29 protein-coding genes are annotated in these 26515 nt (G+C 69.4%); 13 read left to right on the top strand and 16 right to left on the bottom strand.

What is annotated here, in order from left to right:
* The 6 genes from VM306_RS22120 to VM306_RS22100 form a co-directional block, all read right to left on the bottom strand.
* Positions 1 to 609 (bottom strand): sulfurtransferase (locus VM306_RS22120; RefSeq protein WP_325518084.1); only part of this gene is annotated, 609 nt, incomplete at its 3' end.
* Positions 610 to 639: 30 nt separating this feature from the next.
* On the bottom strand, positions 640 to 1077 hold the full coding sequence (locus tag VM306_RS22115; protein ID WP_325518082.1) for a DUF4395 domain-containing protein: 438 nt from the start codon (positions 1075 to 1077) through the stop codon (positions 640 to 642).
* 71 nt (positions 1078 to 1148) lie between these two features.
* Positions 1149 to 1220: a putative leader peptide gene (locus tag VM306_RS41425; RefSeq protein WP_414672432.1), complete on the bottom strand. Its 72-nt coding sequence runs from the start codon at positions 1218 to 1220 to the stop codon at positions 1149 to 1151.
* Positions 1221 to 1305: 85 nt separating this feature from the next.
* Positions 1306 to 1716, bottom strand: coding sequence for a thioredoxin family protein (locus tag VM306_RS22110; RefSeq protein WP_325518080.1), 411 nt, complete (start codon positions 1714 to 1716; stop codon positions 1306 to 1308).
* Complete coding sequence (locus VM306_RS22105) at positions 1713 to 2546, bottom strand: DUF2993 domain-containing protein (protein WP_325518078.1); 834 nt, start codon at positions 2544 to 2546, stop codon at positions 1713 to 1715. The genes VM306_RS22110 and VM306_RS22105 overlap by 4 nt, the downstream gene beginning before the upstream one ends.
* A 17-nt stretch (positions 2547 to 2563) precedes the next feature.
* Entirely contained in the window at positions 2564 to 3280 is a 717-nt protein-coding gene (locus VM306_RS22100) for an alpha/beta hydrolase family protein (RefSeq protein ID WP_325518076.1), read from the bottom strand.
* Positions 3281 to 3455: 175 nt separating this feature from the next.
* Here VM306_RS22100 and VM306_RS22095 point away from each other — a divergent pair, with 175 nt between their 5' ends.
* The 7 genes from VM306_RS22095 to VM306_RS22065 all read left to right on the top strand — a co-directional run bounded on the left by VM306_RS22095 (position 3456) and on the right by VM306_RS22065 (position 10378).
* Positions 3456 to 4211, top strand: coding sequence for a response regulator transcription factor (locus tag VM306_RS22095; protein ID WP_325518074.1), 756 nt, complete (start codon positions 3456 to 3458; stop codon positions 4209 to 4211).
* Between the two features lie 10 nt (positions 4212 to 4221).
* Complete coding sequence (gene mshD, locus VM306_RS22090) at positions 4222 to 5097, top strand: mycothiol synthase (protein ID WP_414672431.1); 876 nt, start codon at positions 4222 to 4224, stop codon at positions 5095 to 5097.
* Positions 5098 to 5295: 198 nt separating this feature from the next.
* Positions 5296 to 6411 carry a phosphate ABC transporter substrate-binding protein PstS gene (pstS, locus tag VM306_RS22085; protein ID WP_325518072.1) on the top strand — a complete coding sequence of 372 codons (1116 nt, stop codon included), beginning with the start codon at positions 5296 to 5298 and terminating at the stop codon, positions 6409 to 6411.
* A gap of 33 nt (positions 6412 to 6444) precedes the next feature.
* A complete protein-coding gene (pstC, locus tag VM306_RS22080; RefSeq protein ID WP_325518070.1) occupies positions 6445 to 7509 on the top strand; it encodes a phosphate ABC transporter permease subunit PstC in 1065 nt (354 codons plus the stop codon).
* Complete coding sequence (gene pstA, locus VM306_RS22075; protein WP_325518068.1) at positions 7506 to 8420, top strand: phosphate ABC transporter permease PstA; 915 nt, start codon at positions 7506 to 7508, stop codon at positions 8418 to 8420. Before pstC ends, pstA begins: the two co-directional genes overlap by 4 nt.
* Before the next feature lie 10 nt (positions 8421 to 8430).
* The gene (gene pstB, locus VM306_RS22070) at positions 8431 to 9207 is read left to right on the top strand and encodes a phosphate ABC transporter ATP-binding protein PstB (protein ID WP_325518066.1); all 777 of its coding nucleotides are present in this window, start codon (positions 8431 to 8433) and stop codon (positions 9205 to 9207) included.
* A gap of 10 nt (positions 9208 to 9217) precedes the next feature.
* Positions 9218 to 10378, top strand: a complete 1161-nt coding sequence (locus tag VM306_RS22065) for a hypothetical protein (protein ID WP_325518064.1) — start codon at positions 9218 to 9220, stop codon at positions 10376 to 10378.
* A gap of 9 nt (positions 10379 to 10387) precedes the next feature.
* Here the strand turns inward: VM306_RS22065 and phoU are convergent, their stop codons facing one another.
* The 5 genes from phoU to dusB form a co-directional block, all read right to left on the bottom strand.
* The gene (gene phoU / locus VM306_RS22060; RefSeq protein ID WP_325518062.1) at positions 10388 to 11053 is read right to left on the bottom strand and encodes a phosphate signaling complex protein PhoU; all 666 of its coding nucleotides are present in this window, start codon (positions 11051 to 11053) and stop codon (positions 10388 to 10390) included.
* Positions 11054 to 11125: 72 nt separating this feature from the next.
* On the bottom strand, positions 11126 to 13855 hold the full coding sequence (locus VM306_RS22055; RefSeq protein ID WP_325518061.1) for an LCP family protein: 2730 nt from the start codon (positions 13853 to 13855) through the stop codon (positions 11126 to 11128).
* 595 nt (positions 13856 to 14450) lie between these two features.
* On the bottom strand, positions 14451 to 15311 hold the full coding sequence (locus tag VM306_RS22050; RefSeq protein ID WP_325518059.1) for a GGDEF domain-containing protein: 861 nt from the start codon (positions 15309 to 15311) through the stop codon (positions 14451 to 14453).
* Between the two features lie 141 nt (positions 15312 to 15452).
* Positions 15453 to 15905, bottom strand: a complete 453-nt coding sequence (locus tag VM306_RS22045) for a hypothetical protein (protein WP_325518056.1) — start codon at positions 15903 to 15905, stop codon at positions 15453 to 15455.
* The gene (gene dusB, locus VM306_RS22040; RefSeq protein WP_414672430.1) at positions 15898 to 17022 is read right to left on the bottom strand and encodes a tRNA dihydrouridine synthase DusB; all 1125 of its coding nucleotides are present in this window, start codon (positions 17020 to 17022) and stop codon (positions 15898 to 15900) included. Before dusB ends, VM306_RS22045 begins: the two co-directional genes overlap by 8 nt.
* Before the next feature lie 28 nt (positions 17023 to 17050).
* Between dusB and VM306_RS22035 the strand changes: the two genes are divergently transcribed.
* A complete protein-coding gene (locus VM306_RS22035; RefSeq protein ID WP_325518091.1) occupies positions 17051 to 17368 on the top strand; it encodes a hypothetical protein in 318 nt (105 codons plus the stop codon).
* A 2-nt stretch (positions 17369 to 17370) separates the two neighbouring features.
* Here VM306_RS22035 and VM306_RS22030 read toward each other — a convergent pair whose 3' ends face one another.
* Entirely contained in the window at positions 17371 to 17889 is a 519-nt protein-coding gene (locus VM306_RS22030) for a macro domain-containing protein (RefSeq protein ID WP_325518053.1), read from the bottom strand.
* 122 nt (positions 17890 to 18011) lie between these two features.
* Between VM306_RS22030 and VM306_RS22025 the strand changes: the two genes are divergently transcribed.
* Complete coding sequence (locus VM306_RS22025) at positions 18012 to 18689, top strand: DUF4241 domain-containing protein (RefSeq protein ID WP_325518049.1); 678 nt, start codon at positions 18012 to 18014, stop codon at positions 18687 to 18689.
* Positions 18690 to 18793: 104 nt separating this feature from the next.
* Positions 18794 to 19225: a DUF6328 family protein gene (locus VM306_RS22020; protein ID WP_414672429.1), complete on the top strand. Its 432-nt coding sequence runs from the start codon at positions 18794 to 18796 to the stop codon at positions 19223 to 19225.
* On the opposite strand, the gene VM306_RS22015 is transcribed toward VM306_RS22020, so the two are convergent.
* Complete coding sequence (locus tag VM306_RS22015) at positions 19184 to 19879, bottom strand: hypothetical protein (RefSeq protein ID WP_325518041.1); 696 nt, start codon at positions 19877 to 19879, stop codon at positions 19184 to 19186. The genes VM306_RS22020 and VM306_RS22015 overlap by 42 nt on opposite strands.
* A gap of 355 nt (positions 19880 to 20234) precedes the next feature.
* Between VM306_RS22015 and VM306_RS22010 the strand changes: the two genes are divergently transcribed.
* On the top strand, positions 20235 to 21626 hold the full coding sequence (locus VM306_RS22010; RefSeq protein WP_325518039.1) for an MDR family MFS transporter: 1392 nt from the start codon (positions 20235 to 20237) through the stop codon (positions 21624 to 21626).
* Between the two features lie 55 nt (positions 21627 to 21681).
* Here the strand turns inward: VM306_RS22010 and VM306_RS22005 are convergent, their stop codons facing one another.
* Positions 21682 to 22284: a TetR/AcrR family transcriptional regulator gene (locus VM306_RS22005; protein ID WP_325518037.1), complete on the bottom strand. Its 603-nt coding sequence runs from the start codon at positions 22282 to 22284 to the stop codon at positions 21682 to 21684.
* A 121-nt stretch (positions 22285 to 22405) separates the two neighbouring features.
* On the opposite strand from VM306_RS22005, the gene VM306_RS22000 reads away from it, so the two are divergent.
* The gene (locus VM306_RS22000) at positions 22406 to 22810 is read left to right on the top strand and encodes a Dabb family protein (RefSeq protein ID WP_325518035.1); all 405 of its coding nucleotides are present in this window, start codon (positions 22406 to 22408) and stop codon (positions 22808 to 22810) included.
* 28 nt (positions 22811 to 22838) lie between these two features.
* Positions 22839 to 23780, top strand: a complete 942-nt coding sequence (locus VM306_RS21995; RefSeq protein WP_325518033.1) for an NAD-dependent epimerase/dehydratase family protein — start codon at positions 22839 to 22841, stop codon at positions 23778 to 23780.
* Here VM306_RS21995 and VM306_RS21990 read toward each other — a convergent pair.
* Positions 23743 to 24165, bottom strand: coding sequence for a DUF6416 domain-containing protein (locus tag VM306_RS21990; protein WP_325518031.1), 423 nt, complete (start codon positions 24163 to 24165; stop codon positions 23743 to 23745). The genes VM306_RS21995 and VM306_RS21990 overlap by 38 nt on opposite strands.
* Positions 24166 to 24274: 109 nt before the next feature.
* Positions 24275 to 26188 carry a hypothetical protein gene (locus VM306_RS21985; protein WP_325518029.1) on the bottom strand — a complete coding sequence of 638 codons (1914 nt, stop codon included), beginning with the start codon at positions 26186 to 26188 and terminating at the stop codon, positions 24275 to 24277.
* Between the last annotated feature and the right edge of the window lie 327 nt (positions 26189 to 26515).

Raw genomic sequence — 26515 nt, 5'->3', positions numbered from 1 at the left:
GTTGGCCGCCTTGCTCCACGGCACGTTGATGGCCGACGGGATGTGGCCGGCCCGCTGCGCCTGCTCCTGCGGCAGGTGCGCCGGGGCCAGCAGCTTGCCGGAGAACTCGTCGGGGGACCGCACGTCGACCAGGTTCTTCGTGCCGATGGCCTCGACGACCTCGTCGCGGAACGCGCGGATCGACAGGTCCTGCTCCTTGGCCGAGTAGGTCGTCCCGGCGCGCTCGACGACCTCCTTGTCCAGCGGACGCCCGTCGAGCTCCCACTTCTTGCGACCGCCGTCGAGCAGCTTGACCGAGTCGTGGCCGTAGAGCTTGAAGTACCAGTACGCGTAGGCCGCGAACCAGTTGTTGTTGCCGCCGTAGAGGATCACGGTGTCGTCGTTGGAGATGCCCTTGGCCGAGAGCAGCTTCTCGAAGCCCTCGCGGTCTACGAAGTCGCGGCGCACCGGGTCCTGGAGGTCGTTCTTCCAGTCGATCTTGACGGCGCCCGGGATGTGCCCGCCGTCGTACGCGGTGGTGTCCTCGTCGACCTCCGCGAAGACGACGCCTGGCGTCTGGAGGTTCTCCTCGGACCAGGCGGCCGAGACCAGCACGTTCTCACGGCTCATGGGAAGTTGCTCCTGTAGTAGTGCGTGTCTTTATTGCGGACGGGCGATGGCGGGGGCGTAGCGGCGCAGCAGCAGGTACATCTCGCACCCGAGGCACAGGCCCAGCGCGGCGTTGAGCAGCGCTGCCACCAGTGCCATGCCGGTCGCGACCATGCCGAGCGTGGTGAGGCCCGTGGCGTAACCGAGGGTGCCGATCAGTGCGAAGACGAAACCGACGCCCTGCGCGAACCGCAGTGGGGCGGCTTCCTCGCGTTCGGTGGCCGGGGTGAGGCGGGGCTGGATCGCGAAGCGGTAGACGTGCCCCCACGGGTTGAGCTTCAGCGAGATGAACGCGCACATCGCGAACAGCACCGTCTGGGCGGCTAACAGCCGCCACCAGCCGGTGAGCAGCACGATCGCCAGGACGGCCGTGGTCATCCAGGCTGAGAAGCGCGGTCCGCGCGGGTCTACGGGGGAGTCCTTGGGCACAACGACCTCCGGGCATACGGACGAGTGCGTTCAGTCCGGCAGAGGTTGCTGATGGGCGTCAAGCGGCCCAATCAGCTCGTCGGGCGACACAGGCTGCTGCGCACGCGGCACAGGTCTACCGCGCGTCGCTTCGTGAGCAGCATGGTCATGCCAGCGAGGGTAGCTCCCCATCCCTCGGTGCGGGAGGTATGTCCATCAGGTGGAACAACGCAGGTTCACCCGACTGGATCAGGCCAGATGCGGGCGCAGGGCTTCCAGGAGCGAGTCGCGTTTCGGCACGCCGCCGACTCGCAGCAGCTCGGTCCCGTCGGACGCCAGTGCCAGCGTCGTCGGGGTGCGCATCACGCCGAGCTTCGCGGCCACGTCCGGGAGGTTCGTGACGTCGAGCTCGGCGTGGGTGAGGCCGTCGATGCGGTCGGCCAGGTCGCGCAGGACCACCTTCGCGTGCCGGCACGGCGCGCAGAACGTGGTGGAGAGCTGGACCAGCGTCACCCCCGGCACGAGCAGGTCGCGCACGGGAGCGGGCAGGTCGGCTGACGGCTTGGAGCGACGGGAGACGCGGCCCTCGCGGAGCTTGAGCAGCACCGCGATCGCGCCGGCCGCGGCCAGCGCGCCCAGGAGTGCCCACACACCGGTCATCGCTGGCTCAACGGTACATCCGCGATCTCGCCGCTGAGCTTGAACGAACCGCTCTCCACCTCGACGGCCGTGGGGGTCGCGTTGAACGGCAACGTGCCCGGGTCGATCTTGATGGCCAGCGCCTGGCGCAGCTGCGGGACGATCTGCTTCAGCGAGGCGTCGTTCAGCTCGATGTCGTCGATGTTGATCTGGATCGCGCCGCTGACCAGGGCGATCTGCCCGTACGCGGTGAGCGTGACGACCTTGCCCGCGACGTTGGTCTCGCCGGAGAGCTTGACCGCGGCGGTCGTCTTGGGCGCCTTGGGGTTCGCGGGGACGGGCGTGGCGACGCGGTTGTCCGGCTCGATCGAGAGCTTGTCGAACGGCGTCACCTGGTTCGCGAGCCGGTTCAGGTCGAGCGCCTTGATCCGCACGCTGCCCTTGACCGTGTCGATGGTCGCCTTGGAGACGTTGCCCGCCAGCAGGTCCGACAGCTCGACGCGGGTGTGCAGGAGGTCGGCCTCGATGTCGAGGTCGCGCAGGTCGACGCCCTGCTGCTCGTCCTTGATCGGCACGCCGTACGCGCGGATCTCCACGTGCTGGTAGTCGCCGCGCAGCGCCTGCAGGATGAACGGGAACCCGTTGATCCGCACCGACGGGTCCTCGTCGAGCTGCAGCTTCTCGCGCATCCGCTGGGCGATCTGGTACTCGCCGGCCGCCGCCAGCGCGAAGTCGGCCGCGACGAGCAGGACTCCCAGCACGATCACCGTGATGACGAGGAACTTGCCGCGCCGCGACTTCCTCCTCGGCCTGGCGCGGGCCGGGCTCTGGCCGGAAAACCCTGCAGTCATCCCTACGTCCTCCGGGTTCAGTGCTCGATCTTCGCGGCGGTCCACGCCGCCATCCGGTCTACCAGGTCGGGAGTCGAGGCCGATTCGGCGTGCCGCATGCCCTTCTCGATCCACAACTCCCCATGTCCCGAGGACGCGCGGTGCAGCGACATGGCGTGCTCCACCCCGAAATAGTGGTCCAGGTCACCGTGCACGATGAGCAGTGGGGTCGGCGTGATGCGCCCCACCACCTCCAGCGGGCTCTCCGGCGCCTGTACCCAGCCGCCGCCGAGCCGAACCCCCATCGCCCGCGCGGCCAGCTTGCCGTGCGGCTGCTCCAGCAACCAGTGCACCCGGCGCATGGGAGCGGTCTCACGCGACCACCAGCGGGCGGGGCCGCTCACCGACACGACGGCGTCCGGCCTGCTCTCGCCGAGCGCGGCGTGCCGCAGGACGATCGAGGCGCCCATCGAGAACCCGACGGTGGCGATCTTCGAGTACCCGAGCTCGCGGGCCTTGCGCACGGCCGCCTCGATGTCGTGGACCTCGTCCGCGCCGACCGTGGAACGCCCGCCCGACCGTCCGTGGCCGCGGAAGTCGAACGCGACGACGCCCCCGCGCCGGGCCAGCCGGGCGAGCACGCGCGCGACGTAGGGTTTGGTCACGTTGTTCGTGAACCCGTGTCCCACAACGAAAGCAAGGCCGCTGTCACCCTTCAGGTGGACACCGCGCAGGCGCACTCCATCGTGTGACATGGATGTAACAGGCGTGACGCTTGTGGAAACAACTGTGAGCACGGCTTCTTGACCTGGGACTTTCTCGGGGTGCACCGGTATCGTCTCCGTCATCCGCAGGCAACGGGGCCCGGTCACCGTACGCCGCTGGTCTGGTCCAGGTGACCGTCCACGGCCGATTTTGGAGGGCGCCGCGATGAGCATCGACGTGCTTCTGCTGACGACAGACCCCGACCCGGAGGCCGTGCTGCCGGCGCTGGCACTGCTCCCGCACGCCGTGCGTCCGCTGCGTCCCGAGGTCTCCGCACTGCTGGAGGCGGGTCCCCACGACATCGTGCTGGTCGACGCCCGCACCGACCTGGTCGGCGCCCGCTCGCTGTGCCGCCTGCTCGACTCGTCCGGCGTCGACGTGCCCGTGGTGGCCGTGGTCACCGAGGGTGGTCTGGTCGCCGTCAACTCCGACTGGTCGGTCGACGAGATCCTGCTGCCGAACTCCGGCCCCGCCGAGGTCGACGCCCGCCTGCGCCTGGTGCGCTCGCGCCGCGGCTCCACCCAGCCCGGTGGCGACGGCGCGCTCCAGCTCGGCGACCTGGTGATCGACGAGGCCACCTACACCGCGCGCCTCAAGGGCCGCCCGCTCGACCTCACCTACAAGGAGTTCGAGCTCCTCAAGTACCTCGCGCAGCACGCGGGCCGGGTGTTCACCCGCGCGCAGCTGCTGCAGGAGGTCTGGGGTTACGACTTCTTCGGCGGCACCCGCACCGTCGACGTCCACGTGCGACGGCTGCGCGCCAAGCTCGGCCCCGAGCACGAGGCGTTGATCGGCACCGTGCGCAACGTGGGCTACAAGTTCGTCCGCCCGCCGCGTCCCGGCTCCTCGCGCCGTCCGGCCGAGGTCGCCGAGATCGACGACGCCGTCCGAGTCCTGGATGATCGTTTGATCGCGCGGTAGGTTCGCCTGTGTGGCGCAACTGAGCTGGTACGACGAGCTGACGACCGAGCAGGCTGCCGAGGTCGGGCAGCTGCTGGAGGCCGCGGAGGACACCGACGGCGTGGCACCGGTCGGCGAGGCCGTGCGACTGCGGATGCGCCCCGGCGCCACCGGCAGCAGGCACCTCCTCGTGCACCTGGACGGCGAGCTCGCCGGGTACGCGCACGTCGACGTGCTCGGCGACGCGGACGGCAACAAGGTCGCCGAGCTCGCCGTGCACCCGGCGCACCGCCACCGGGGCGTGGGCGAGGCTCTCGTGACGGCGCTCCCGCAGGAGAAGCTGCGGATCTGGGCGCACGGCGGCCACCCGGACGCCGGGAAGCTCGCGGAGAAGCTCGGCCTGAGCAAGGTCCGCGAGCTGCTGCGCATGCGGCTGCGCCTGGAGAACGACCTCCCCGAGCCGAAGCTGCCAGAGGGCGTCACCATCCGGCCGTTCGTCCCCGGCAAGGACGAGGCCGCGGTCGTCTACGTGAACCACCGCGCGTTCGACTGGCACCCCGAGCAGGGCTCGATGTCCATCGAGGACGTTCGCGCGAAGGAAGAAGAGGCCTGGTTCGACCCCGAGGGCTTCCTGCTCGCGTTCGACGCCGACGGCAGGCTCGCGGGCTTCCACTGGACGAAGGTCCACACGCCCGAGCTGGGCGAGGTGTACGTCGTGGGCGTCGACCCGGACAGCCAGGGCGGCGGTCTCGGCAAGGCCCTCACCCTCGCCGGCCTGCACCACCTGCGCGGACGCGGCGTCGGTGAAGTGATGCTCTACGTCGAGGCGGACAACACGGTGGCGGTCAGGGTCTACACGAAGCTCGGCTTCACCCTGTGGGACGCCGACGTCCAGTACGCCCGGTAGTCAACGTACCGTCACAAAACGCATACGCCCTGGTCACGCGGTCACTCATTTGGCCGTGTGACCCGTCACTTCCCGTTCGGTGTTCACCTTCCGTTCACCTTGTCTAGGTGGGTTGTCCACTCTGGCTACCTACCGTCCGTGTCGAGCGGCGGCGTCCGTCGCGAACCGCTAATGCTTTTCGCAAGGTGGAGGACCAAGGTGAAGATCCAGCGGCACGGTGCCGTGCTCGGCCTCGTCGCGGCCAGCGCGCTGCTGCTCGGTGCGTGTGGCTCCGACAACAACACGGGCGGCACGGGTGGCACTTCCGCCACGTCGAACGCTTCCTCTGTTCCTGTCGAGTGCGGTGGCAAGACCAAGCTCAACGCCGAGGGTTCGTCCGCGCAGAAGAACGCGGTCGACGCGTTCGTGCAGGCCTACCAGGCCGCCTGCCCCGGTGTGGACCTCGCGTACAACCCGTCCGGCTCCGGCGCGGGCGTGAAGAACTTCAACGCCGGCCAGGTCGACTTCGGCGGTTCGGACTCAGCGCTCAAGGACGGCGCCGAGACCACCGACGCCGCGAAGCGCTGCAAGGAGAACCCGGCCTGGAACCTGCCGCTGGTCTTCGGCCCCGTCGCCGTCGGCTACAAGGTGTCCGGTGTGGACAGCCTCGTGCTGGACGCCAAGACGACCGCCGCGATCTTCTCCGGCACCGTCAAGAAGTGGAACGACCCGGCCATCAAGGCCCTGAACGGCTCCGCGACCCTGCCGGACAAGGACATCGCGGTCATCTACCGCTCGGACGAGTCGGGCACCACCGACAACTTCCAGAAGTACCTGAAGGTCGCCGGCGGCTGGACCAAGGGTGAGGGCAAGCAGTTCAAGGGTGGCGTCGGCGAGGGCAAGGAGAAGTCCGCCGGTGTCGCGCAGGCCGTCGGCTCCATCGACGGTGCGATCACCTACGTCGAGTGGTCCTTCGCGCAGGACAACAAGCTCTCGCTCGCCAAGATCGACTCCGGTGCCGGTGCCGTCGAGCTGAACGCCGAGACGGTCGGCAAGGCCATCGACGGCGCGAAGATCAAGGGTGAGGGCAACAACCTCGTCCTCGACCTCGACTCGATCTACGGCACCAAGGTCGCCGGTGCCTACCCGCTGCTGCTCGCGACCTACGAGATCGTCTGCTCCAAGGGTTACGACGCCGACACCGCCAAGGCCGTCAAGGCGTTCCTCACGGTTGCCGCCACCACCGGTCAGGCGCAGCTCGCCGACGCCGGCTACGTGCCGCTGCCCAAGGCGTTCCAGGACAAGATCCTGACCGCCGTGAAGGCGATCGCCTGAGGTTGATGCGAAACTTCGGCTGATACAGACGCGATGAACGATCCCGTCGTGGCCAAGCGCCCCGCCCGCTCCGGTGAACCCGGAGCGGAGCGGGGCGTCGCGGCTGCTCCCCACGCCCCGGAGGCTCCGATTCCCCCGACCCCGGAAGCTCCAGAAACCCCCAAGGCACCGCACGTTCGGCCTGGCGACCGCATCTTCCGCGGCCTGGCGACGGGGTCCGGTGTCTTCATCGTCGTCCTCATCGGCGCGATCGGCCTGTTCCTCGTCCTGCAGGCCATCCCGTCGCTCGGGCTGGACAACGTCAACTTCCTGACCAGTCGCGAGTGGAACACCACCGACCCGACGAACCTGCGGTTCGGCATCCTCGACCTGACGCTCGTCACGGTCGTCGTCGCGCTGGTGGCCCTGCTGATCGCCATGCCGATCGCGCTGGGCATCGCGCTGTTCCTCACGCAGTACGCGCCGCGCAACCTCGCCCGGCCGTTCGCCTACGTCATCGACCTTCTGGCGGCCGTGCCGTCGATCGTCTTCGGCCTCTGGGGACTGTTCGTGCTCGGCCCCGTGCTCTACCCGATCTCCGAGTGGCTGATCGGGAGCCTCGGCTGGATCCCGATCTTCGCCAAGGGCAACGTCAACGTGCAGCTCGGCGGCACCGTGTTCACCGCGGGCATCGTCGTCGCGGTGATGATCCTGCCGATCATCACGGCCGTCAGCCGCGAGGTCTTCGAGCGCACGCCCACGATGCACGTCGAGGGCGCGATCGCGCTCGGCGCGACCAAGTGGGAGGTCGTGCGCACGACCGTCCTGCCGTTCGGCAAGGCCGGCTACATCAGCGCCTCGATGCTCGGTCTCGGCCGCGCGCTCGGTGAGACCATCGCCGTCGCGATCATCCTGAGCACCGCGACCGCCTCGTTCGGCTGGTCGCTCTTCGACGGCGGTTCGACGTTCGCCTCGAAGATCGCGCTCGCCGCGCCCGAGTTCAACGACCCGCGCTCGGCAGGTGCCTACATCGCCGCCGGTCTGGTGCTGTTCGTGCTGACCTTCGTCGTGAACGCCATGGCGCGCTCGATCGTCGCCGGCCACAAGGAGTACGAGTGAGCACCAACCTCGCGGATCCCACGCGACTCGCGACGCCGCCGACGTTCCAGGCGGTCAGCGTCTCCCGCCGGATCAAGAACGGCCTCGCCACCGGCCTCGTCTGGGGCGCGTTCCTCGTCGCGGTCATCCCGCTGGTGTGGGTGCTCTACACCGTCATCCAGCGCGGCTTCCCGGTCATCCTCGACGGTGGCTGGTGGCAGAAGTCCATGTCGGGCCTGCTGGCCCGCCAGCAGGGCGGCGGCGCGTACCACGCGATCTACGGCACCCTGGTCCAGGGCCTGATCTGCGCGGTCGTCTCCGTGCCGATCGGCATCATGATCGCCATCTACCTCGTCGAGTACGGCGGCCGGTCGCGGCTGGCGAAGGCGACGACGTTCATGGTGGACATCCTCACCGGTGTCCCGTCGATCGTCGCGGCGCTGTTCGTCTACACGGTGTGGATCACGTACTTCGGCCTCGGCCGCAGCGCGGTCGCCGTGTCGCTCGCCCTGGTGCTGCTGATGGTGCCGGTCGTGGTGCGCACGACCGAGGAGATGCTCAAGATCGTCCCGGACGAGCTGCGCGAGGCCTCCTACGCGCTGGGCATCCCGAAGTGGAAGACGATCGTCAAGATCGTCATCCCGACCGCGCTGTCCGGCATCCTGACCGGCATCATGCTGGCCCTCGCCCGCGTCATGGGCGAGACCGCGCCGGTGCTGGTGCTCGCGGCCTACGCGCCGTTCATCAACTACAACCTGTTCGACGGCCCGATGGCCTCGCTGCCGTTGATGATGGTGAACGAGCGCAACAACCCGACGCAGGCGGGCTTCGAACGCATCTGGGGCGCGGCGATCACGCTCGTCCTTCTCATCACCCTGTTCAACCTCCTGGCGACCGTGATCTCGCGGGCGCTGGCGCCGAAGACGAAGTGAGCGGGCGGACATGGCCAAGCGACTCGACATCAAGGACCTGAACCTCTTCTACGGCAAGTTCCACGCCGTGGAGAACGTCTCGCTCGCGGTGCCGCCGAAGAACGTCACGGCGTTCATCGGCCCCTCCGGCTGCGGCAAGTCGACCGTGCTGCGGTCGCTCAACCGCATGCACGAGGTCGCGCCCGGCGCGCGCGTCGAGGGCAAGGTGCTGCTCGACGGCGAGGACATCTACGCGTCCACCGTGGACCCGGTCGAGGTGCGCCGCACCATCGGCATGGTGTTCCAGCGCCCCAACCCGTTCCCCACGATGTCCATCCGCGACAACGTGGTGGCGGGCCTGAAGCTCGCGGGCATGAAGAACAAGAAGGAGCTCGACGAGGTCGCCGAGCGCTCGCTGCGCGGCGCCAACCTCTGGAACGAGGTCAAGGACCGCCTCGACCGCCCCGGCGGTGGCCTCTCCGGTGGTCAGCAGCAGCGCCTGTGCATCGCGCGCGCCATCGCGGTGCAGCCCGACGTGCTGCTGATGGACGAGCCCTGCTCCGCCCTGGACCCGATCTCCACGCTGGCGATCGAGGACCTGATCACGGAGCTGAAGAAGGAGTACACGATCGTCATCGTGACCCACAACATGCAGCAGGCGGCGCGCGTGTCCGACCAGACCGCGTTCTTCAACCTGCTGGGTGTCGGTCAGCCGGGACAGCTGATCGAGGTGGACGACACGGAGAAGATCTTCTCCAACCCCGGTCAGAAGGCGACCGAGGACTACATCTCCGGCCGGTTCGGCTAAATTCCTGCGGGTGAGCCCGCAGAGCAAGTCCCGCAAGCGCAAGCAAGGCAAGGCACCCGGCCGCAGGCCCGAGCAGAAGTCCCCCTACGGGGCGCTGCTCGAGTCGGCGGCCGCGTTGCGTTCGGAGTCGTGGCTGCTCGCGGACGCCTGGGCGAGCGAGCTCTACGCCACGCTCTGGCTCGCCGGGTCCGGCACCGCGCCGATGGTCGACGCCCTGAAGGCGATGGACGACCCCGCGGCGCTCACGGCGTTGCGCGCGTTGTCGGGTGTGGGCTCCACCGAGGACAGGACCGCCGCCTCCACGGCCGCGGAGACCGTCGCGGCACGCGGTGCGCAGGACCCGTCCTGGTACGTCGCCGGCGCGGAGCTGGCGTTCCGCGACGCCTTCCTCGTCACGAACCTCCTGGGAGACGTGGAGGTCGTCGCGATCACCCAGGAACGCGCGGGCGCGGCGGAGACCGTGCTGTTCATGCGCCAGCCGGTGCTCGGCGCCACCGCCATCGAGCTCTTCTCGACGCCGGACGAGGGCACCGTGGCGCTGCTGGAGGACATGATCGCCTCGACACCCGACGCGTTCCGCGACGAGATCACGCCGTTGAGCGCCGGCGACGTCTACGACCGCGTGTGGCCGGACGTGGAGCAGTTCTGGGAGGACGGGCCCGACGAGGAGGCCGAGGAGGGCCTGATCGGGTCCGAGGACGTGCGGCACCCCGTCCAGCTGATCGCGCTCGCCGACGCGCGCGTGAGCGCGCTGGTGCCGGACGGGTACGAGATCCCCGCGATCAGTCCGGAGAGGACGGACGAGGTCGTCGAGGCGTTCCTGGCCTCGGACCACGGGATCGCCGACACCGAGGCCGCGCGGGCGTTCGCGCGCATCGTCGCTTCCTCTGCCGTGGAACAGAACCGCGATCCGGTGGTCTACGGGCCGGCGTCGCTCACCGCGGTGCTGATCCTGAACGTGGCCGCGAAGCTGCACGTGTCCGACGCCGATCTGGCTCTGCTGCCGGAGATCGTGCGCGCGTGGGCGTACTTCACCGCGGATGCGCGGGACCTGCCGCGCGACGAGGCGCGGGCGGCGTGGGACGAAGAACTGCCCACCGTGCTCGCCGAGTTCTCGGAGGCCTACGCCGATCCGGAGCTGGTGGCAGAGCGCGATGGGCAGTTCAGGTAACCGAGGGGGTCAGAGTTCCTCGTCGCCACCGTAGCCGGGCATCCGGCCGGTGACGACGAAGACCGTGCGCTTGGCGACCGACACGGCGTGGTCGCCGTAGCGCTCGTAGAACCGGCCGAGCAGCGTGATGTCCACCGCGGCGGGAACGCCGTGCTTCCAGTCCTTGTCCATGGTCACCGTGAACAGGTGGCGGTGGATGTCGTCCATCGCGTCGTCCTCGTCCTCGAGGCTGCGCGCGCGGTCGACGTCCTTCTCTCGGATGATCTCCGCGGTCTCCCTCGCGAGCTTGACCGCGATCCGGCCCATCTCGGAGAAGTACGGCTGCACGTCCTCGGGGATCGCCGACGCCGGGTGGCGGCGCCGCGCGGCCTTCGCCACGTGCAGGGCGAGGTCGCCCATCCGCTCGACGCTCTCCGCGGCGTGGATCACCGCGAGCACCGTGCGCAGGTCGGTCGCGACCGGTGCCTGCAGAGCGAGCAGCGCGTACGACTGCTCCTCGATGCTGGAGCGGACGTCGTCGACCTTCTGGTCACCGCTGATGACCCGTTCCGCGAGGCCGAGGTCGGCCTGCAGAAGGGCAGCGGTCGCGTTCTCCATCGCCTCGGCGACCATGCCGGTCATGTCGGCCAGTCGTTCGGCGAGCTCTTGTAGCTGGTCGTGGTAGGCCTCGCGCATGGCGCTCAGCCTACGTCCCGACCATCGCGGCAGCGACATGCCAGGATGAACCCGAGGTGAACCCCAGGCGAATCACTTCGCGCAGGGGTCCTGTGCCGCGTTCACAATGGACAGATCCTTGCCCGGCTGTGCCTGGTTGTTGCCCTGCTGCGGGGTGCCGCCCTGCGGAGCCACGATCTTGTCGTCGAAGTTCGACCCGATCGTCAGCACGACCGCGCCGCCCATCTCCGGGGCCTCCACCAGCTCGGCGCTGGGGACCGCGGCCTTGAGCGTGGCCGCCTTGTTCTCGTTGCCCTTCGAGTACCTGATCGTGGTCTTCGCCGCGTTCTCCGAGGCGTTGCCGCGCGTGGCGACCTTGAACCCGTTCTGCTGCAACGCGTTCGCCGTGCGGTCGGCGGCGCCGCCGTTGTCGGGGTCGCCGTTGAACACCTGGATGGTGACTTCCTTCGGGTCGATCACCGTGCCGGGCTGCTGCTGCGCCGGAGGGGTGTTCTCGCCGGGCTTCGACTCGACGGGCTTCTCCTGCGGCAACGGCGTTCCGTCGATGATCGTCTGGAACAACGCCTTCACGTCGTCGTCCCTGAGGCGCTCGATGTTGTCGTCGTTCGACAACGTCGGGCCCTCGTCGGTCCAGTGCGGCATCGTCACGAACGAGACGCGGCCCGCGTCGAGGCTCTGCAACGAGTTCGCGAGCTCCAGCAGCGACGCGACGTCGATGTTGTCGCCGACCGTGGACTTCGTGAGCGCGTTGATGAAGTTGTTGAGCTTCGTCGGGCTCAGCAGCACCTCGTTCGACAGCGACTGGCGCAGCATCGCCGACAGGAACTGCTGCTGCCGCTTGATGCGGTCGAAGTCCGTGCCGCCGTCACCCGCGACCTTGCGGGCGCGGACGAACTGCAGCGCCTGGTCGCCCTTGAGCGTGATCTTGCCCGGCTTGTCGATGACGACACCCAGCTCGTCGTCGATGATGGGCCTCGGGGTGCAGATCTCCACGCCGCCGATCGCCGTCGACATCTCGCGGAAGCCGACGAAGTCGATGCTCACGAAGTGGTTGATCTTGAGGCCGGACAGCTGGGTCATCAGGTTGGCGACGCACTCGGGCCCGCCGTCGTTGAAGACGGAGTTCGCCATCACGGACTTCTCCGCCGCCAGCGGACCGGCGTACTGCCCCGTGTCCGGGTTGTAGGTGCGGCACGCGGGCCGGTCGACCCGCACGTCGCGCGGCAGCGACACGATGACCATGCGCTTCCGGTCGGCGGGGATGTGCGCGAGCATGATCACGTCCGACCGCGCACCGCCTTCCTGCGCCTGGGTGCCGACGTTGTCGCCCGGCTTCGCGCCCGCCCTGGTGTCCGAGCCGACCAGCAGGAAGTTCTCGTCGCCGAGCTGCTTCTCCGCCTGGTGCACGGCCTGCGAGTTGCCGCCGAGCGCGTCGATCTTCTGGAACTTGGAGTCGGCCCACTGCGTCGCGGCCCAGCTGATGCCGGTCGCGGCGAACACCGCGGCGGCCGCGGCGACCGCGGAGATCTTGGCGCCGCGCATCAGCCTGCGCTGCTGGGGCGTGCGGCCGGGGATCCGGGGCGCGCCGGTCCCGTCGGTGTCGACGACGACCGGGTCGGCGAACTGCGTCGCCTCCTCGAGCTCGTCCTCGTCCTCCTTGACCCACGGCATGAGCTTGGCGCGCCGTTCCTTGCGCAGGCGCTCCTGTTCGAGCAGCTCGTCGTGCACGGCGGAGAACCGCGCGAGGGTGTGGTCGACCTCGCGCCGCTTCTTCACGTCGTCGCCGATGGCCTCCATCTCGGTGGTGAGGCTCAGCGGGTCCATCTCTTCGCGCTTCTCGACCTTGGCCACACCCGCCGCCGACGCGATCTGGGTGGCCTCCGGTCCGGGACCCTCGGCCGCGGGCTCCTCCGGCGCGGGCGCGTCGGGCACGCCGAGCCGGTTGGAGATGCCGCCGCCACCCGCGCCGGGCATCGGGCGGGGACCGCTCGACTCCGCTCTCGGGGGCAGGGGCCGGGGACCGCTCGACTCCGCGCGCGGCGGCATCGGGTTCCTGCCCGGCATGTCCCCGTTCGGGGGCATGGGGCGGCGGCCCGTCGCGTCCGGCCCCTCGGCGGGTGCCGGGGGACGCGCGATGCTGTTCGACGACGGCGCGTCGCCCGGCAGCAGGCGCCGGGGTGCGGGGCCGTCGGCGGCGGGAGGCCGCTTGAGGACGCCGTGCGGCGGCTCGCCACCGGGTGCGGGCGGGCGCGGGATGTCGTTGGACGACGGTGCGTCGCCAGGGGCGAACCTGCGCGGCGGTGCACCACCGGCGTCGGGCCTGCGCACGGTGCCCGCCGGCATGCCGGAGGCCTCGGGCGCTCCACCGGGCGCGGGGCGCCGGGGGATGCCGTTCGCGGACGGGGCGTCGCCGGGGGGCATGCGCCGCGGGTCACCGGGTGCCGGTGGCCGCGGCATGCCGCTCGACGCCGGCTCGCCGGGTGCGGGCGGGCGCGGGATGCCGTTGGACGACGGTGGGTCGCCAGGAGCGGGCCTGCGCGGCGGTGCGCCGGCCGGGCCCATCTCGCCGGGCGCGGGACGCCGCCTCGTGCCGGTCGCGTCCGCCTCGGGACCCGCCGGGCGCCTGGGGGCGTTCGGGTCGGGGCGGCGCTGCATGCCCGTCCCGTCCGGTCGCGGCCGCGGTCCGGTCTGCTCACCGGGAGGCCGCACCGCGCTGTTCGGAGGCCCGGCGGGGGCGTCCGGCACGCGTCGCCTGCCGGTCTGCTCGCCGGTGAAGTTCTGCGGGGCCGCCGGGTCGGCCATCGGCGGCCGCGGGCGCGTACCCGTCTGCTCACCAGGCCGGTGAGCGGCGGGCGGCTGCTGCCGCGGTGCCTGGGGCTGTGGGGCCTGCGGTGGCTGCTGAGGTTGCTGAGGTTGCTGCTGAGGTTGCTGCGCCGGCGGGTCCGGCAGAGCACGCCTGCCCGTGGCAGGTGGGTCGGGCAGGGCACGCCTGCCTGTCGTGGGCGCATCGGGCGAGCCTGGCGGGACGGGTCGGGGGATGTTCGTCCTGCTGTGCTGCTCGATGAGGTCCGAGACGCTCAGGCCCCCAGAGCCTTCCATCGAGCGACGTCTACGGCCGGTCGGCTGGTCGTGCTGGGGATCCTGATCACCGCGGGAAGAGGGGCCGCCACGTCGGGGGTCGTCGGGCACCCAATCTCCCTTCTGGGTCAGAAGCAAAAGCGGATCGTCATTACGAAGTGACGACGACCGGGACACAAGGGTTGCATCACCGGCGTGTCAGTTGCGCCCGCGATACTACGGATGTAGCCGACTTCTGACGACCACTCCGGGTGATACAGCTGCGATCTGTACGCGATTCCGCGCAGTCTGCTTGCCCTGAACGGGTGAGCCAGCTCACTCAGTAGTAACCGAGGACACGTGATTCGGCGATGGCACGCCTGCCCGCGGCAGCGCCTGCGAGCCGGACCCGTCCGTCGGCACGGTACGCCACCGCGTTGCGACCTGACTGCTTGGCCGTGTACAGGAGGCTGTCGGCCCGCAGCAGCTGCTGCTCGGCGCTGACCGCCGGGCGCTCCGGCGCCTCGTCCGCGGGAGGCTCGTACGCGAGGCCCGCGCTGACCGTCACGCGCAGGCTCGGGGCGATCTCCTGCCAGGAGTGACGCTCGACACGTTCCCTGGCCGCCTCGGCGACCTCGACGGCCGTGGAGGCGTCGACCCTGGGCAGCACGAGCACGAACTCCTCGCCGCCGTAGCGGGCGCAGAAGGCGCCCTCGGGCAGCTCCTGCTGCAGCAGCCCCACGACGCGCTGGAGCACGCGGTCGCCGAGCAGGTGGCCGAACGTGTCGTTGACCTGCTTGAACCAGTCGAGGTCGATCAGCGCGATGGCGAGCCCGTGACGGCACGCGCCGTGCTCGGCCAGCAGGTCCATCAGCCGCTGGTCGAGGTAGCGGCGGTTGTAGGAGTCGGTGAGGCTGTCGCGCAGGCTCTGCTCGCGCGCCTCGGCGTGCTCCCTGCGCAACCGGTCGACCTCGCGGCGGAGCTGCTCGGGGACGTGCGGCTGCTCGACCTGGTCCGCCTGGACGAGGTCGAGGGCGGAGCGGAGGTGCTGGTAGGCCTGGCGCCACTGGCCGCGGGAGGCGAGCAGCGTCGCGATGGACTCGTGCAGGCCGACGAGCCCAGGACCCTGCCGGTCGTCGGCGGCGTCGTCCTGCTGTGTCAGCTCGATCTTCTGGGCGGTCTCGGGTCGCAGTGCGGTCATCGCGGTCACCTCCTCACTTGGCAGGTGTCGTCCCCCGTGGGTCGCCGCTTGAGCCAGGAAGACACGAGCGGGTGGGATTTCCCCCGTCCGGTTGACCGTCAGCTGCTCCGATCCAGTGAGCTTGGAAGATCGACAACCCGTTCAGCCACCAAGACAGGGCGCGAATCCGTACACCTCGTCGTCCAACAGCACCACGTGCAGGGAACCGATCTGGTTGCCGATCACCGCACCCTCCTGCCGCAGGGTGATCGTGACCGCCACGACGTAGACGTCGCCGCGGGGATGCGCCTTGTCACCGGGGGGTGCCCAGTCGGCGTCGACGCGAAGCGTGGACCAGGTCGGTTCGACCTTGATGGTGGCGCCGCGCAGGTCGCAGACCTTCTGCCGGAAGTCGGGGTGCTGCGTGTCCTTCAGCAGCTTCGACTGCTGGGACGCGCCCTCGTCGGCCGCGGAGTTCAGGCGCTCGTAGAACTCCTTGAACTTGGCCTTGTCACCGTCGCTGAGCTGGGCGGGACGCGCGGTGCCCGCGACGGGACCGGCGCAGCCCGCGAGGAGCGCGAGCGAGGCGAGGAGGACCGCGATGCGCTCAGCCACCGGAGTGCATCACGTCCGCGCCGGCGGGAACCGTCGCGTCCTCGGGGTCGTCGAGCCACCCCTCCGGCAGCACGACCTTCGCGGCGGAACCCTGCCTGCCGCGGGGCCCCTCGGCGTTCTCGGGGAACGGCACGCTCGGGTCGAGCTGCCCGAGGAGGTCGTCCAGCTGCTGCAGGCTCGACACCATCGCGAACGCCCGCCGCGTGTCGCCACCGACCGGGAAGCCGTGCCAGTACCAGGCCATGTGCTTGCGGAGGTCCCTCAGGCCCTTGTCCTCGCCGTAGTGGGCGGCGAGGAGCGTGGCGTGCGTGCGCAGGATGGCCGCGACCTCGCCGAGCTTCGGTCCCTCGGGGATCGGCTCGCCCCGGAACGCCGCCTGCAGGTCCCGGAACAGCCACGGCCTGCCGAGGCACCCACGCCCGACGACCACGCCGTCGCACCCGGTCGCGGCGACCATGTCGAGCGCGTCCTGGGCGCTGAAGATGTCGCCGTTGCCCAGCACCGGGATGCCCGTGACGGCCTCCTTGAGCCGCGCGATGGCGGTCCAGTCGGCCTTGCCCGAGTACCGCTGCGACGCCGTGCGCGCGTGCAACGCCACGGCCTGGGCACCCTCGTCCTGCGCGATGCGCCCCGCGTCGAGGTAGGTGAGGTGCTCGTCGTCGATGCCGATGCGGAACTTGACGGTGACCGGCATGTCACCCGCGTTGCGCACCGCGGCCCGCACGATCTGCCGGAACAGCTCGCGCTTGTACGGCAGCGCCGCCCCGCCACCCTTGCGCGTCACCTTGGGCACGGGACAGCCGAAGTTCATGTCCATGTGGTCGGCGAGGTTCTCGTCCACGATCATCTTCGTGGCCTCGCCGACGTTGCGGGGATCGACGCCGTAGAGCTGCATCGACCGCGGGTGCTCGTCCTCGTCGAACGTGATCATGTGCATGGTCGTCGCATCGCGCTCGACCAGAGCCCTGGCGGTGATCATCTCGCAGACGTAGAGGCCGGCCCCGTACTGACGGCACAGCTGCCGGAACGCCACGTTGGTGATGCCCGCCATGGGCGCCAGCACGACGGGCGGGTCGACGGCGAAAGGGCCGATCTTGAGGGCGGGGGCGACGGACACGCCCTCCAGGTTACGGCACTGACCTGCCGTGATCTTCGCCGAGCATGACCGCGATGTCGGCGCCCGCGGCCGCTTGGGCGCGCAGCCCGGGCACATCTTCGCCGTACTGGCGATGTGTTTCGACGTCGGGCCAGAACGTGGCGACGAGGTGGCGCCGCGCGGCCAGTCGTGCGAGGACCCCGCCCAGCACACCCGCAACCGCCATCGCCGGTGCCCAGACCTCGCGCTGGACAGCGACGAAATGCTCCTCCGCACCCGCGACGAGGTGGCAGTCTGCGACGCGCAGGAGCCCGCCACTCGCCGACGTCCTTCGGATCGACCGGTTCGCCAAGATGACGCCAGGTGAGATCAGGGCACTGACCTGCCGTGATCTTCGTCGAGCGCGTCCGAGAGCGCGTCGAAGGTCTCCCGGTCGAACGCCACCAGCCGGATCCGGTCGACGACGGGCGACGAGCGGACCGCCCGCACCGCGATCTTCGCGGCCGCGCGGGTGGGGAAGCCGTAGATCCCCGTCGCGATGGCCGGGAACGCGATGCTCTCCGCCCCCAGCTCCTCCGCCAGCCGCAGGGAGCTGAGGTAGCAGCTCTCGAGCACGTCCTCCTCGCCGTGCTCCCCGCCCTCCCGGACCGGTCCCACCGTGTGGATGACGTGCTTGACCGGCGCGAGCCCGAACGCGGGCGTCGCGACCGCCGTGCCCGGTTCGCACGGAGCCAGCCTCGCCCCCGCCCGCGCGAGCTCCGGCCCGGCCGCGCGGTGGATCGCGCCGTCGACACCGCCGCCGCCCATCAACGACTCGTTCGCCGCCGTCACGACGACGTCCACGTCCTCGGCCGTGATGTCGCCCAGCACCACCTCGATCGTTGCCATGCCCACCAGCCTGTCACCAGGCGTGTTGGGATTCCGGGCTCTTCAGCCAGCGCGAACACCCCTGGTACCCCGATCGGGTGTCAGAGGCTTCTGCCAACATGCCCTCAGGAGGTGGCCTACGCGTGAGGGCGGTTGAACTGATCAGGACCGGGTTCGAGCGGTTCTTCGTCGACGGGCCGGTCGGCAAGCCGACCGGAGGTGGCGAACAGCAGGTCGTCACGGTGCGGCAGGTCGGTGAGCTGGCCCTGCCGACGGGGAGGCTCGTCGCGGCGGACCCGTTCGCGCTGTGGCCGGAGGACGCCGAGGCGTTCACCGAGGAGGTCCCGCCCGGTTCGTACCCGGTGTCGGTCTCGCTGGTCTCGTGGGTGGACGGCGACGGCTTCCCGGACGTGCGGCAGGGCTACCGCGTCGCGGCCGCCAAGGTGACCGTGCGGGACGAGCCCGCCTACTCGTGGAGACCGGCCGTGGTGCCGGGTGAGCACGTGCCGATGCTGCCCGTGATGCCGGAGTTCGGCTACGAGGTGAAGTCGAGCACCGGCGCGTTCTTCGACCTCTCCGCCACCGACGCGCTGGACCGCCTGGCCAGCGACGACGAGGTGGGCAACTGCGACCTGATCGACGCGCTCGGCGCGGTGGGCGGCGGCCGCGGTCCCGCCAACGTCACCGACCCGCGGTCGGGACTGAACGTCGTGGCGTTCTCGACCGGCTGGGGCGACGGCGTCTACCCGACGTGGGTCGGCCGCAACACCGCCGGCGACGCGGTCGCGTTCGTGACCGACTTCTTCGTGATCAACCGTTAGAGCGAGTCCCGGCGTCCGGATCGGCGTTTCGACGCCCGGACGCCGGGTACGCGAATGCGGTGAGCGAAGCCGAGGAATCCCACCAAAGCAGACTCGCCCGCAACGTGAACGAGCTGCTCCAGGAACTGCGCGTGGCCCAGGCGGGCGTGCAGATCCTGTTCGGGTTCCTGCTCTCCATCGCCTTCACCGATAAGTACTCCTCCACCAGCGACCACATCCGCGTCACCCACCTGGTCACGGTGCTGTGCGCCGCTATCGCCGTCGCCTTCCTGACCGCTCCGGCGGCGTGGCACCGCGTCCTCTTCCGCCAGGGCCGCCGCGAGCACATCGTCCGCTCCGGCAACACCTTCGCCCTGATCGGCCTCGCCTTCCTGGCCCTGGCGATGACCGGCACCGTGTTCATGCTGGCCGAGGTGATCCTCGGAGGGTGGCCGTCCATGGTCGTCGGCGCCGTGGCGTTCCTCGTCTTCGCGGGACTCTGGTTCGCCTGGCCCTCATCCGAGCGTGCTCAGGACCGCGAGCGCTCCCAGTCCTAAGGCGACCGGCACCGCCGTCAGGACGTTCCGCCGCGTCGGCTTCGGCTGCTGACCGATCACGTGGATCCCCAAGGGCACCAACGCGATGCACAGCCCGACGGTCCCGACGATCGAGAGAACCTCGGTTCCCTTCAACACCCCGAGCGGCAGCGACCCCATGGTCGCCAGCGCCACCGCGCGAACTCTCCCGAGCACCCCGCTCAGGTAGGCCGCGATCGCGAGCACGAACCACCCGGACATGATCGTGAACGACAGGAAGCTGAACAGGTGCAGCTCTCCGTACCCTTTCGCAACCAGTTCCGTGGCTCCCCGGACACCCAGGTGCTCCACAGCGGTGAACGCCGCGTGGTCCACCCCGGCGTGGAACGTCCGCGCGAACAGCCCGATCGTCACCAGCACCCCTGCCCAAGCCGCCCACCTGGGCCTCCTCACTCCGATCCGCTGCACGAGACAGGCCACCGCGGCCCACATCACGACGTTCCCGGCCAGGAACGCCGTGTAGGCGGCCTTCATCAACGCCGGATGCTCAGCCACCGCCCGCAGCTGGTCGGGGAAGAAGAAGTGGAACGGCGACCGCAGCGCCGTGCCCACCAACAACAACACGGGCCCGGCCACCAAGGCCGCGCCGCCGACCCACCCGTTCGGGAACCTCATGTCCGGCAACGCTTCCACCGCCCGCGACGCACCGGATCGGACCACGGTCCGAAGTCGTCCCGAATTTTTCCGGGCCAGGTGTCGATTTCGGCGCCCGGCCGTTCGACGTCCGGGCAGAGGGACGAGAACCGGATCCGCCAACGGCGGAATTCGGGTGAGGACGGCCGGGCGATGAGGAACACTTCGGACACACCGATGAGTTCTGTCAGAGCTGCCGGTCTCCACCGGTGTCACGAAGAACGTCGACGCCGGCTGTCTCGGCCGCGAGACGACCGCGCCAGCAAACTAGTGAGGGCCTGACATGCCTGCTGCGACACAAGAACGACCGGCTACCGAGGCGGGCCGAACACCCCTCGTGGTGCGCCTGCTGGTGCTGGCCACGTTCGTCGTGATCCTCAACGAGACCCTGATGATCAACGCGATCCCGCGCCTGATGGAGTCGATGCACGTCACCGAGCAGGCGGCGCAGTGGGTCTCGACCGCGTTCATGCTCACCATGGCGGCCGTGATCCCGGTCACCGGCTGGTTCCTGCAGCGCGTCACCACCCGCCGCAGCTACGTGATCGCGATGGGCGTCTTCCTCGCGGGGACCGCCCTGTGCGCGGTCGCACCGACGTTCACCGTCCTGCTGCTGGGTCGCATCGTGCAGGCGGCGGGCACCGCGGTGATGATGCCGCTGCTGATGACCACGCTGATGACCGTCGTGCCGCAGCAGGACCGCGGCCGGGTGATGGGCAACGTGACCCTGGCGATCTCGGTGGCACCGGCACTGGGCCCGGCCATCTCCGGCCTGATCCTGCAGCTGGGCTCGTGGCGCCTGCTGTTCGTGGCCGTCCTGCCCATCGCGGGAGCCGTCACCTACTTCGGCCTCCGCCAGCTGACCAACATCGGTGAACCGAAGGTCAGCACCATCGACTGGGCGAGCGCCGCCATGGCGACGCTGGGCTTCGGCGGCCTGGTCTACGGCCTGAGCCTGTTCGGCGAACGCGAGAGCCACCTGGGTCCGAGCATCGGCATCGTGGTCGCCGGCGCGGTCACCATCGCGCTCTTCGTGCTGCGCCAGCTGAAGCTGCAGCGCACCGACGCCCCTCTGATGGACCTGCGGACCCTGAAGCACCGCACCTTCACCCTGTCGCTGATCCTGATGTGCGTCGCCTTCCTGGCGATGATGGGCTCGATGATCCTGCTGCCCCTCTACCTGCAGAACCTGCGAGGCCTGACCCCGCTCCAGACCGGCCTGCTGCTCATGCCGGGCGGCCTGGCCATGGGCCTGCTGGGCCCGAAGGTGGGACGCCTCTACGACCGCCTGGGCAGCCGCCCGCTGGTCCTGCCCGGCGCGATCGGCATCGTGCTCTCCCTGGCGGGCTTCACCCAGGTCTCGATGACGATGCCGTACTGGCAGGTCCTGGCCCTGCACGCCCTGCTGATGGTGAGCCTGGCCGCGACCTTCACCCCGATCTTCACCCTGGGGATGGGCGCCCTCCCGCCGTCCCTGTACCCGCACGGCAGCTCGATCCTCGGCACGCTGCAGCAGGTGGCCGCGGCTCTCGGCACCGCTCTGGTGGTGACCGTGATGTCGGTCCGCGCCACCCACCTGGTGGCCGACGGCGCCGCTGCCGCTTCGGCGCAGCTGAGCGGGATGAGGCTGGCGTTCGTGATCGCCACCGGTCTCGCCGTGGCGACGATCGTGGTGGCGGCCCTGCTGCCGAGCCGGACCAGCGGGTCGGCCGAGGTCGTTCCCCACTGATTCGATGATGACGAAACCCCAGGTCGACGACCTGGGGTTTCGTGCTTTCCGCAGGTTATCCGGTGCCCGCGGTCCCGGCCCGCCAGCCGAGCAGAACCGCCCGCAGCGCCTGCTCGGCGAGCCGCCGCGCCCGCTCGTTGCCGACGGTGCCGAGGTAACCGAGCGAGGCGATCCCGTACAGCGTTCCCCAGATGATCTCGCAGGCCTCGTCGAGATCGGTCAGCTCCACGTCGTGCTCGCGCGACCAGTCACCGAGCAGTTCTTTCAGCACGTCGATGGCGGGTTCCGCCGCACGCCGGCGTTCCTCCGCGTCCACCGCCGGGCTGTTCATGACCTGGTAGAGGTGCGGGTGCTCGCCGGCGAACCGGACGTACTCCGAAGCCAGCCGCAGCATGCGCCGGTCGATGTCGGGTTCCTCGAGGGCCCGCCGGAACTCGCTCATCATGAGCCGGTGGCCGTGCGCGACGAGCTCCAGCACGAGCGCGTCCTTGTTGGCGAAGTGCTGGTAGACGATCGGCGCGGTGTATTCGACGTCGGTCGCGATGCGCCGCACGGTCAGCGCGGCCGCCCCCTCCGACTCGAGGACCCTCAGCGCGGCTTCGATGATCCGTTCACGGATGTTCGCTCGTTCGCGAGCTCGTCTGGTGCTCGTCGCCATGTCCGTCACTCGGTTCCGGTGAAGTTCCCCCGACCCTAACCGCCGTCCTTGACGGCATCGCCGGACACCCATAGTCTAACGACGTTAAGAATTCTAACGTCGTTAGAAAACGAGGTGCGACATGATCTACCACATCAACAGGGCCATGGTGAAGGCCACGGCGACGCCCGCGCAGATCGAGGAAGTGCTGGAGTCCTGGCGCAACCAGGGCCGGTCGAACCCCGCCGTCAAGTCGTTCGTGGTCGGTCGCGACCACGGCGGCGACTTCGCCTACAGCGCGGTCTTCGTCCTCGAGGACCTCGACGGACTCTTCGAGTACCTGACACACCCGAGCACCTACGCGACCGACCGCATCGGGCTCGGCCTGGCCGAGCGCCTCGACATCTTCGACGTCAGCGACGACGACGATCCCGAGCTCGGCGCGAAGATCCAGGAACTGCACCGGCGCCGCAACGAACACAACCCCGAGGTCGCCGCCCAGCTCGCCGCCGTGCCCACCTACACCGGCGCCGGTCTGGACGACTGAGCCCGGCTCGTCGAAGGGAATTCCCGTCATGCCCGAACACGTCATCGTCGGCGCAGGCTCCATCGGGTCGAACGTCGCGCGCCTGCTGGCCGAACGAGGCGAGGCCTCCCGCATCATCACGCGCAGCGGCTCCGGCCCCGAACACGAGCTGGTCGAACGAGTAGCCGCGGACGCCTCGGACCCGGTCCGCCTGACCGAGCTGACCCGCGGCGCGAAAGCCGTCTACCACTGCGCCAACCCGCCGTCGTACACGACGTGGCAGCGCCTGCTGCCACCGTTGCAAACGGCGATGATCACCGCCGCGAAGGCGAACGACGCAGTCCTCGCCCTCACCGGCAGCCTCTACGCCTACGGCCCGCAACCAGACGGCAGGATGAACGAACAGACCCCCATGTCCGCCACCACGCGCAAAGGCCGCCTGCGCAGGCAGATGTGGGAACAGGCCCTGGCGGCCGACATCCGCGCGGTGGAGGTCCGCGGCTCCGACTACATCGGTAAGGACGCGGCCAGCCTCTACTCCATGCTCATCGAACCGGCCCTGAAGAAGGGCAGCGCCGCCTGGATCACCGGCCACCTCGACATGCCGCACACCTTCACCGTCAACGTGGACATGGCCAAAGCCCTGGTAACGCTGGCCACCGACGAACGCGCGTGGGGCAGGGCCTGGCACGTCCCGTCACCACCACCGGTGACCATCCGAGATCTGGCAAGGCGCTACGCCGCCGCGGCCGGCCGACCACCGGTGAAGCTGATCCAGTTGCCACGCTTCGTGATGCGCACACTGGGGCCGGTCGTGCCGATGGCCCGCGAGATGGCCGAGATGGACTACCAGTGGTACGCACCGTTCCACATGGACGCGACGGAGACGGCCACCACCTTCGGCCTGACCGCGACCGATCTGGACACCGCGATCCGGGACCAGGTGAGCGAACTCAGGGGCGAACCGGCTCGTCACGCGAAACAGCTTTGATCCGCCTGGCAGGTCGGTGTTCCCGTGCCTGCCGGAAGATCTCGGCAACCTCAGCCGTCATCCAGAAGCGAGCGGTTTCGCCCTTGGGGTAGTCCCACGCCCAGGGCCAGGTGCGTCCGAACTCCTTGCAGTACCGGCCAGGCCATCCGAGAACGCTCTTCAGGCTCTGCCTGCCGCCGGGAAGGCCGAGCTTTTGGGCGAGTTCGTCGCCGGTGAACTTCTCCTCGGGGTGGTCGATCAGCACGGAGAACAGGTCTTTGGCCGGTGCGCTGAGCTTTCTCCAGTACGTCTCGGCGAGGTTCCGGTCCGAGCCACTCCACCTGGGCAGCCTGCCGGTAGGCGAGTCGGCGGGCTCTTCCGGCATCTCGACCGTCGCGTCGATCATGACGACTCCTCATCTCCGGATCCTGTGGACAGTCAGCTCGTTCGTGAGGGTTCCAGATCGCGCCACCCGATCACGTCAGCGCACGGCCCCAGGGGCACTTCCGGCGCAACTACGAGCAACTGCTGTTGAGAGCCTCGTACGCCGCAGCGGCGATGTCGTGTTCCGGGTGATCGTGGGAGATGGCGGTCAACATCGCGACGCGGTCGGGGTGGTGGGCACTCGCGATCGCTTGCACCAAGCCAAGTTGGTCGTGGAGTGGATGTCCGGCCATCTGCTCGATCAGCATCCCGTGGTCGTGCATGGCAGCCATGTTCTCGGACAGCGCGAGCAGCATCTCCTGCTGCCCGGCGGCTTCCAGGGCCAGCTCGCCGCAGCCGACCAACCACTCGGTGGCCATCCCGCCCGCCACACCACCCTCGGAGCGCAACCGGCGAGCCTGGCCCACACCCGACACACCGGTGTCCGCCAGCGCGGACCACGCCAGCAGCCGCGCCGCAGGAGACGGCCCGTTCACGCAGAACGCCGCCAGCTCGGCCGCCGCGTCCTCGGCGTCCCTGGACGCGACCCATGTTCTGAGGACGGACTCGGCGATCTCGGGCGCACAGTGCCTCGCGGCTTCGCACACCTGCTCCAACGGGGCCTCTGCCAGCTCCTTCACGGACGGTGCATCGAATCCCTGCGCGCGCAACGCCCGGCGCGCACCCCACAGGCCGAGCGGAGTCAGCCGTGCGAGAGTGAGATCAGGATCGTCCCTGCCGGAAAGCTCGATGATCTTGTCACGTTCCCGCGGATCCGCGGCCACCGTCAGCTCGACCGCTCCCAACGTCTCCAAGGCCGCGAGCACAGCCGCGAAGTCCCGTCGCCACATCATGTCCCGGAGACCGGCCAGCACGCCGAACCGGACCGACATCACCTCGCGAACGCTCTCGGCCAGCAGCTCCACCGGCGCGGGTGCCCCACCGGCCGTGTAGAGACCCAGCCACAGATCCAGCGCCACCTCCGACAGCACCTGCCCGAGCAGAGAGGGAGCTTCGTAGCGGCTCGCGGGCGCACACGCCTCGGGACCCAGTTCACCGAACGCCTCGAAAGCCCGCCACCACAGGTCCAACGGCCGGTCCAGCAGGCCTCCCGCGCTCTTGACCGCCAGGAGTCTGCCCTTGACCACCCGCACAAGACGAGCGGCCCTGGCCCAAGCCACCAGCAGCGTCACCTCCGGCAGATCCGCGCTGCTGCGCGCCCGCTCCAGGTAGGGCGCATCCACTCCCAGCACCATCGCCAGCTCGCGGGCATCCGCCACACGCAAGCGCTTGGTCGTCGTCACCGCACGACCAGCACCCACCCACGCCACCAACGACCGCAACCGAGCCACCAAGCTGATGCGCTCCGCCAGCGACACCAGCTCCCCCTCGGGCGGAACGAGTGCCGGCGGCAACGGCCCCAGGTCGTGCTCGTCGAGTTCGGGGAGAACCAGATCAGCTTCACCGTCGAACGCACGACGGCGCATGATCTCGGCCAGCACGTCGCGGTCGTAGTCGATCTCGCCAACTTGAACCGCCCTGAGAAAGCCGTAGACGGCGTCCTCGTCCTCGAGGTCGACACCATGCTCGATCATCCGAGTCGTCCAGAACTTCGCCGGCCCGAAGTTGCGCTCATCGGTCATCCTCACCTGGAATTCCGGAGCGCTCCGGTCGATCACCGCATGCAGCCCACCGGCATCCCGCACGGCATCACCGCGAGTCGCGGCCAGGAAGTCGACCCAACGGTGCAGCGTGGTCAAAGCGCTCGGCCACTCCGAGCGCTCCAGAGTGACTTTCCGCGGGAACCAATCCAGCAGAAGTCCTTCCATGTCCGCCACGCCCCAGCGTGCGAGCACGCCATCACCCGTCACCCGCGAGTCCAACGCCGCCTCGATGACGAAAAGATCAACCTCGAGCCCCTGGCCAGCACCCCAGTCGTCGAACTCGGCCAACAGTTCACCGGACTGCTCTTCCCACTGCTCCGGAACACCACGAGTATCGCTCACAGCCACACGCTATCCAGCGTCGAGAACCCCTTCGCCAGCACACTCGCCCGGCCGGTGCAGGCCGCCGGACTACGAGTTCGCATTGCAGTTCAGCGAGGGTGAGGCGGCAGCCGCGATCCGTGGCCGTGCAAACCAAACCAAGGCCACGCCGTGCCAGCAGGTCGCTCACGACTTGAGTGCCGCCCAGCATTCCGCCGACTGAACTTCGCCAACGATGAAACTCTTGAGTTGCCACTGGCGATAGGCCACCAGTAGGGACCTGCCCTGCTCTGAAAGGCCCGCAATCATGAATCTTCGTCGTGCACGCGGCACGTGGTACTTCGTCAT

It is taken from the genome of Lentzea sp. (genome assembly GCF_035525475.1).
Lineage (GTDB): Bacteria > Actinomycetota > Actinomycetes > Mycobacteriales > Pseudonocardiaceae > Lentzea.
This window is presented reverse-complemented; position numbering and strand designations above follow the sequence as displayed.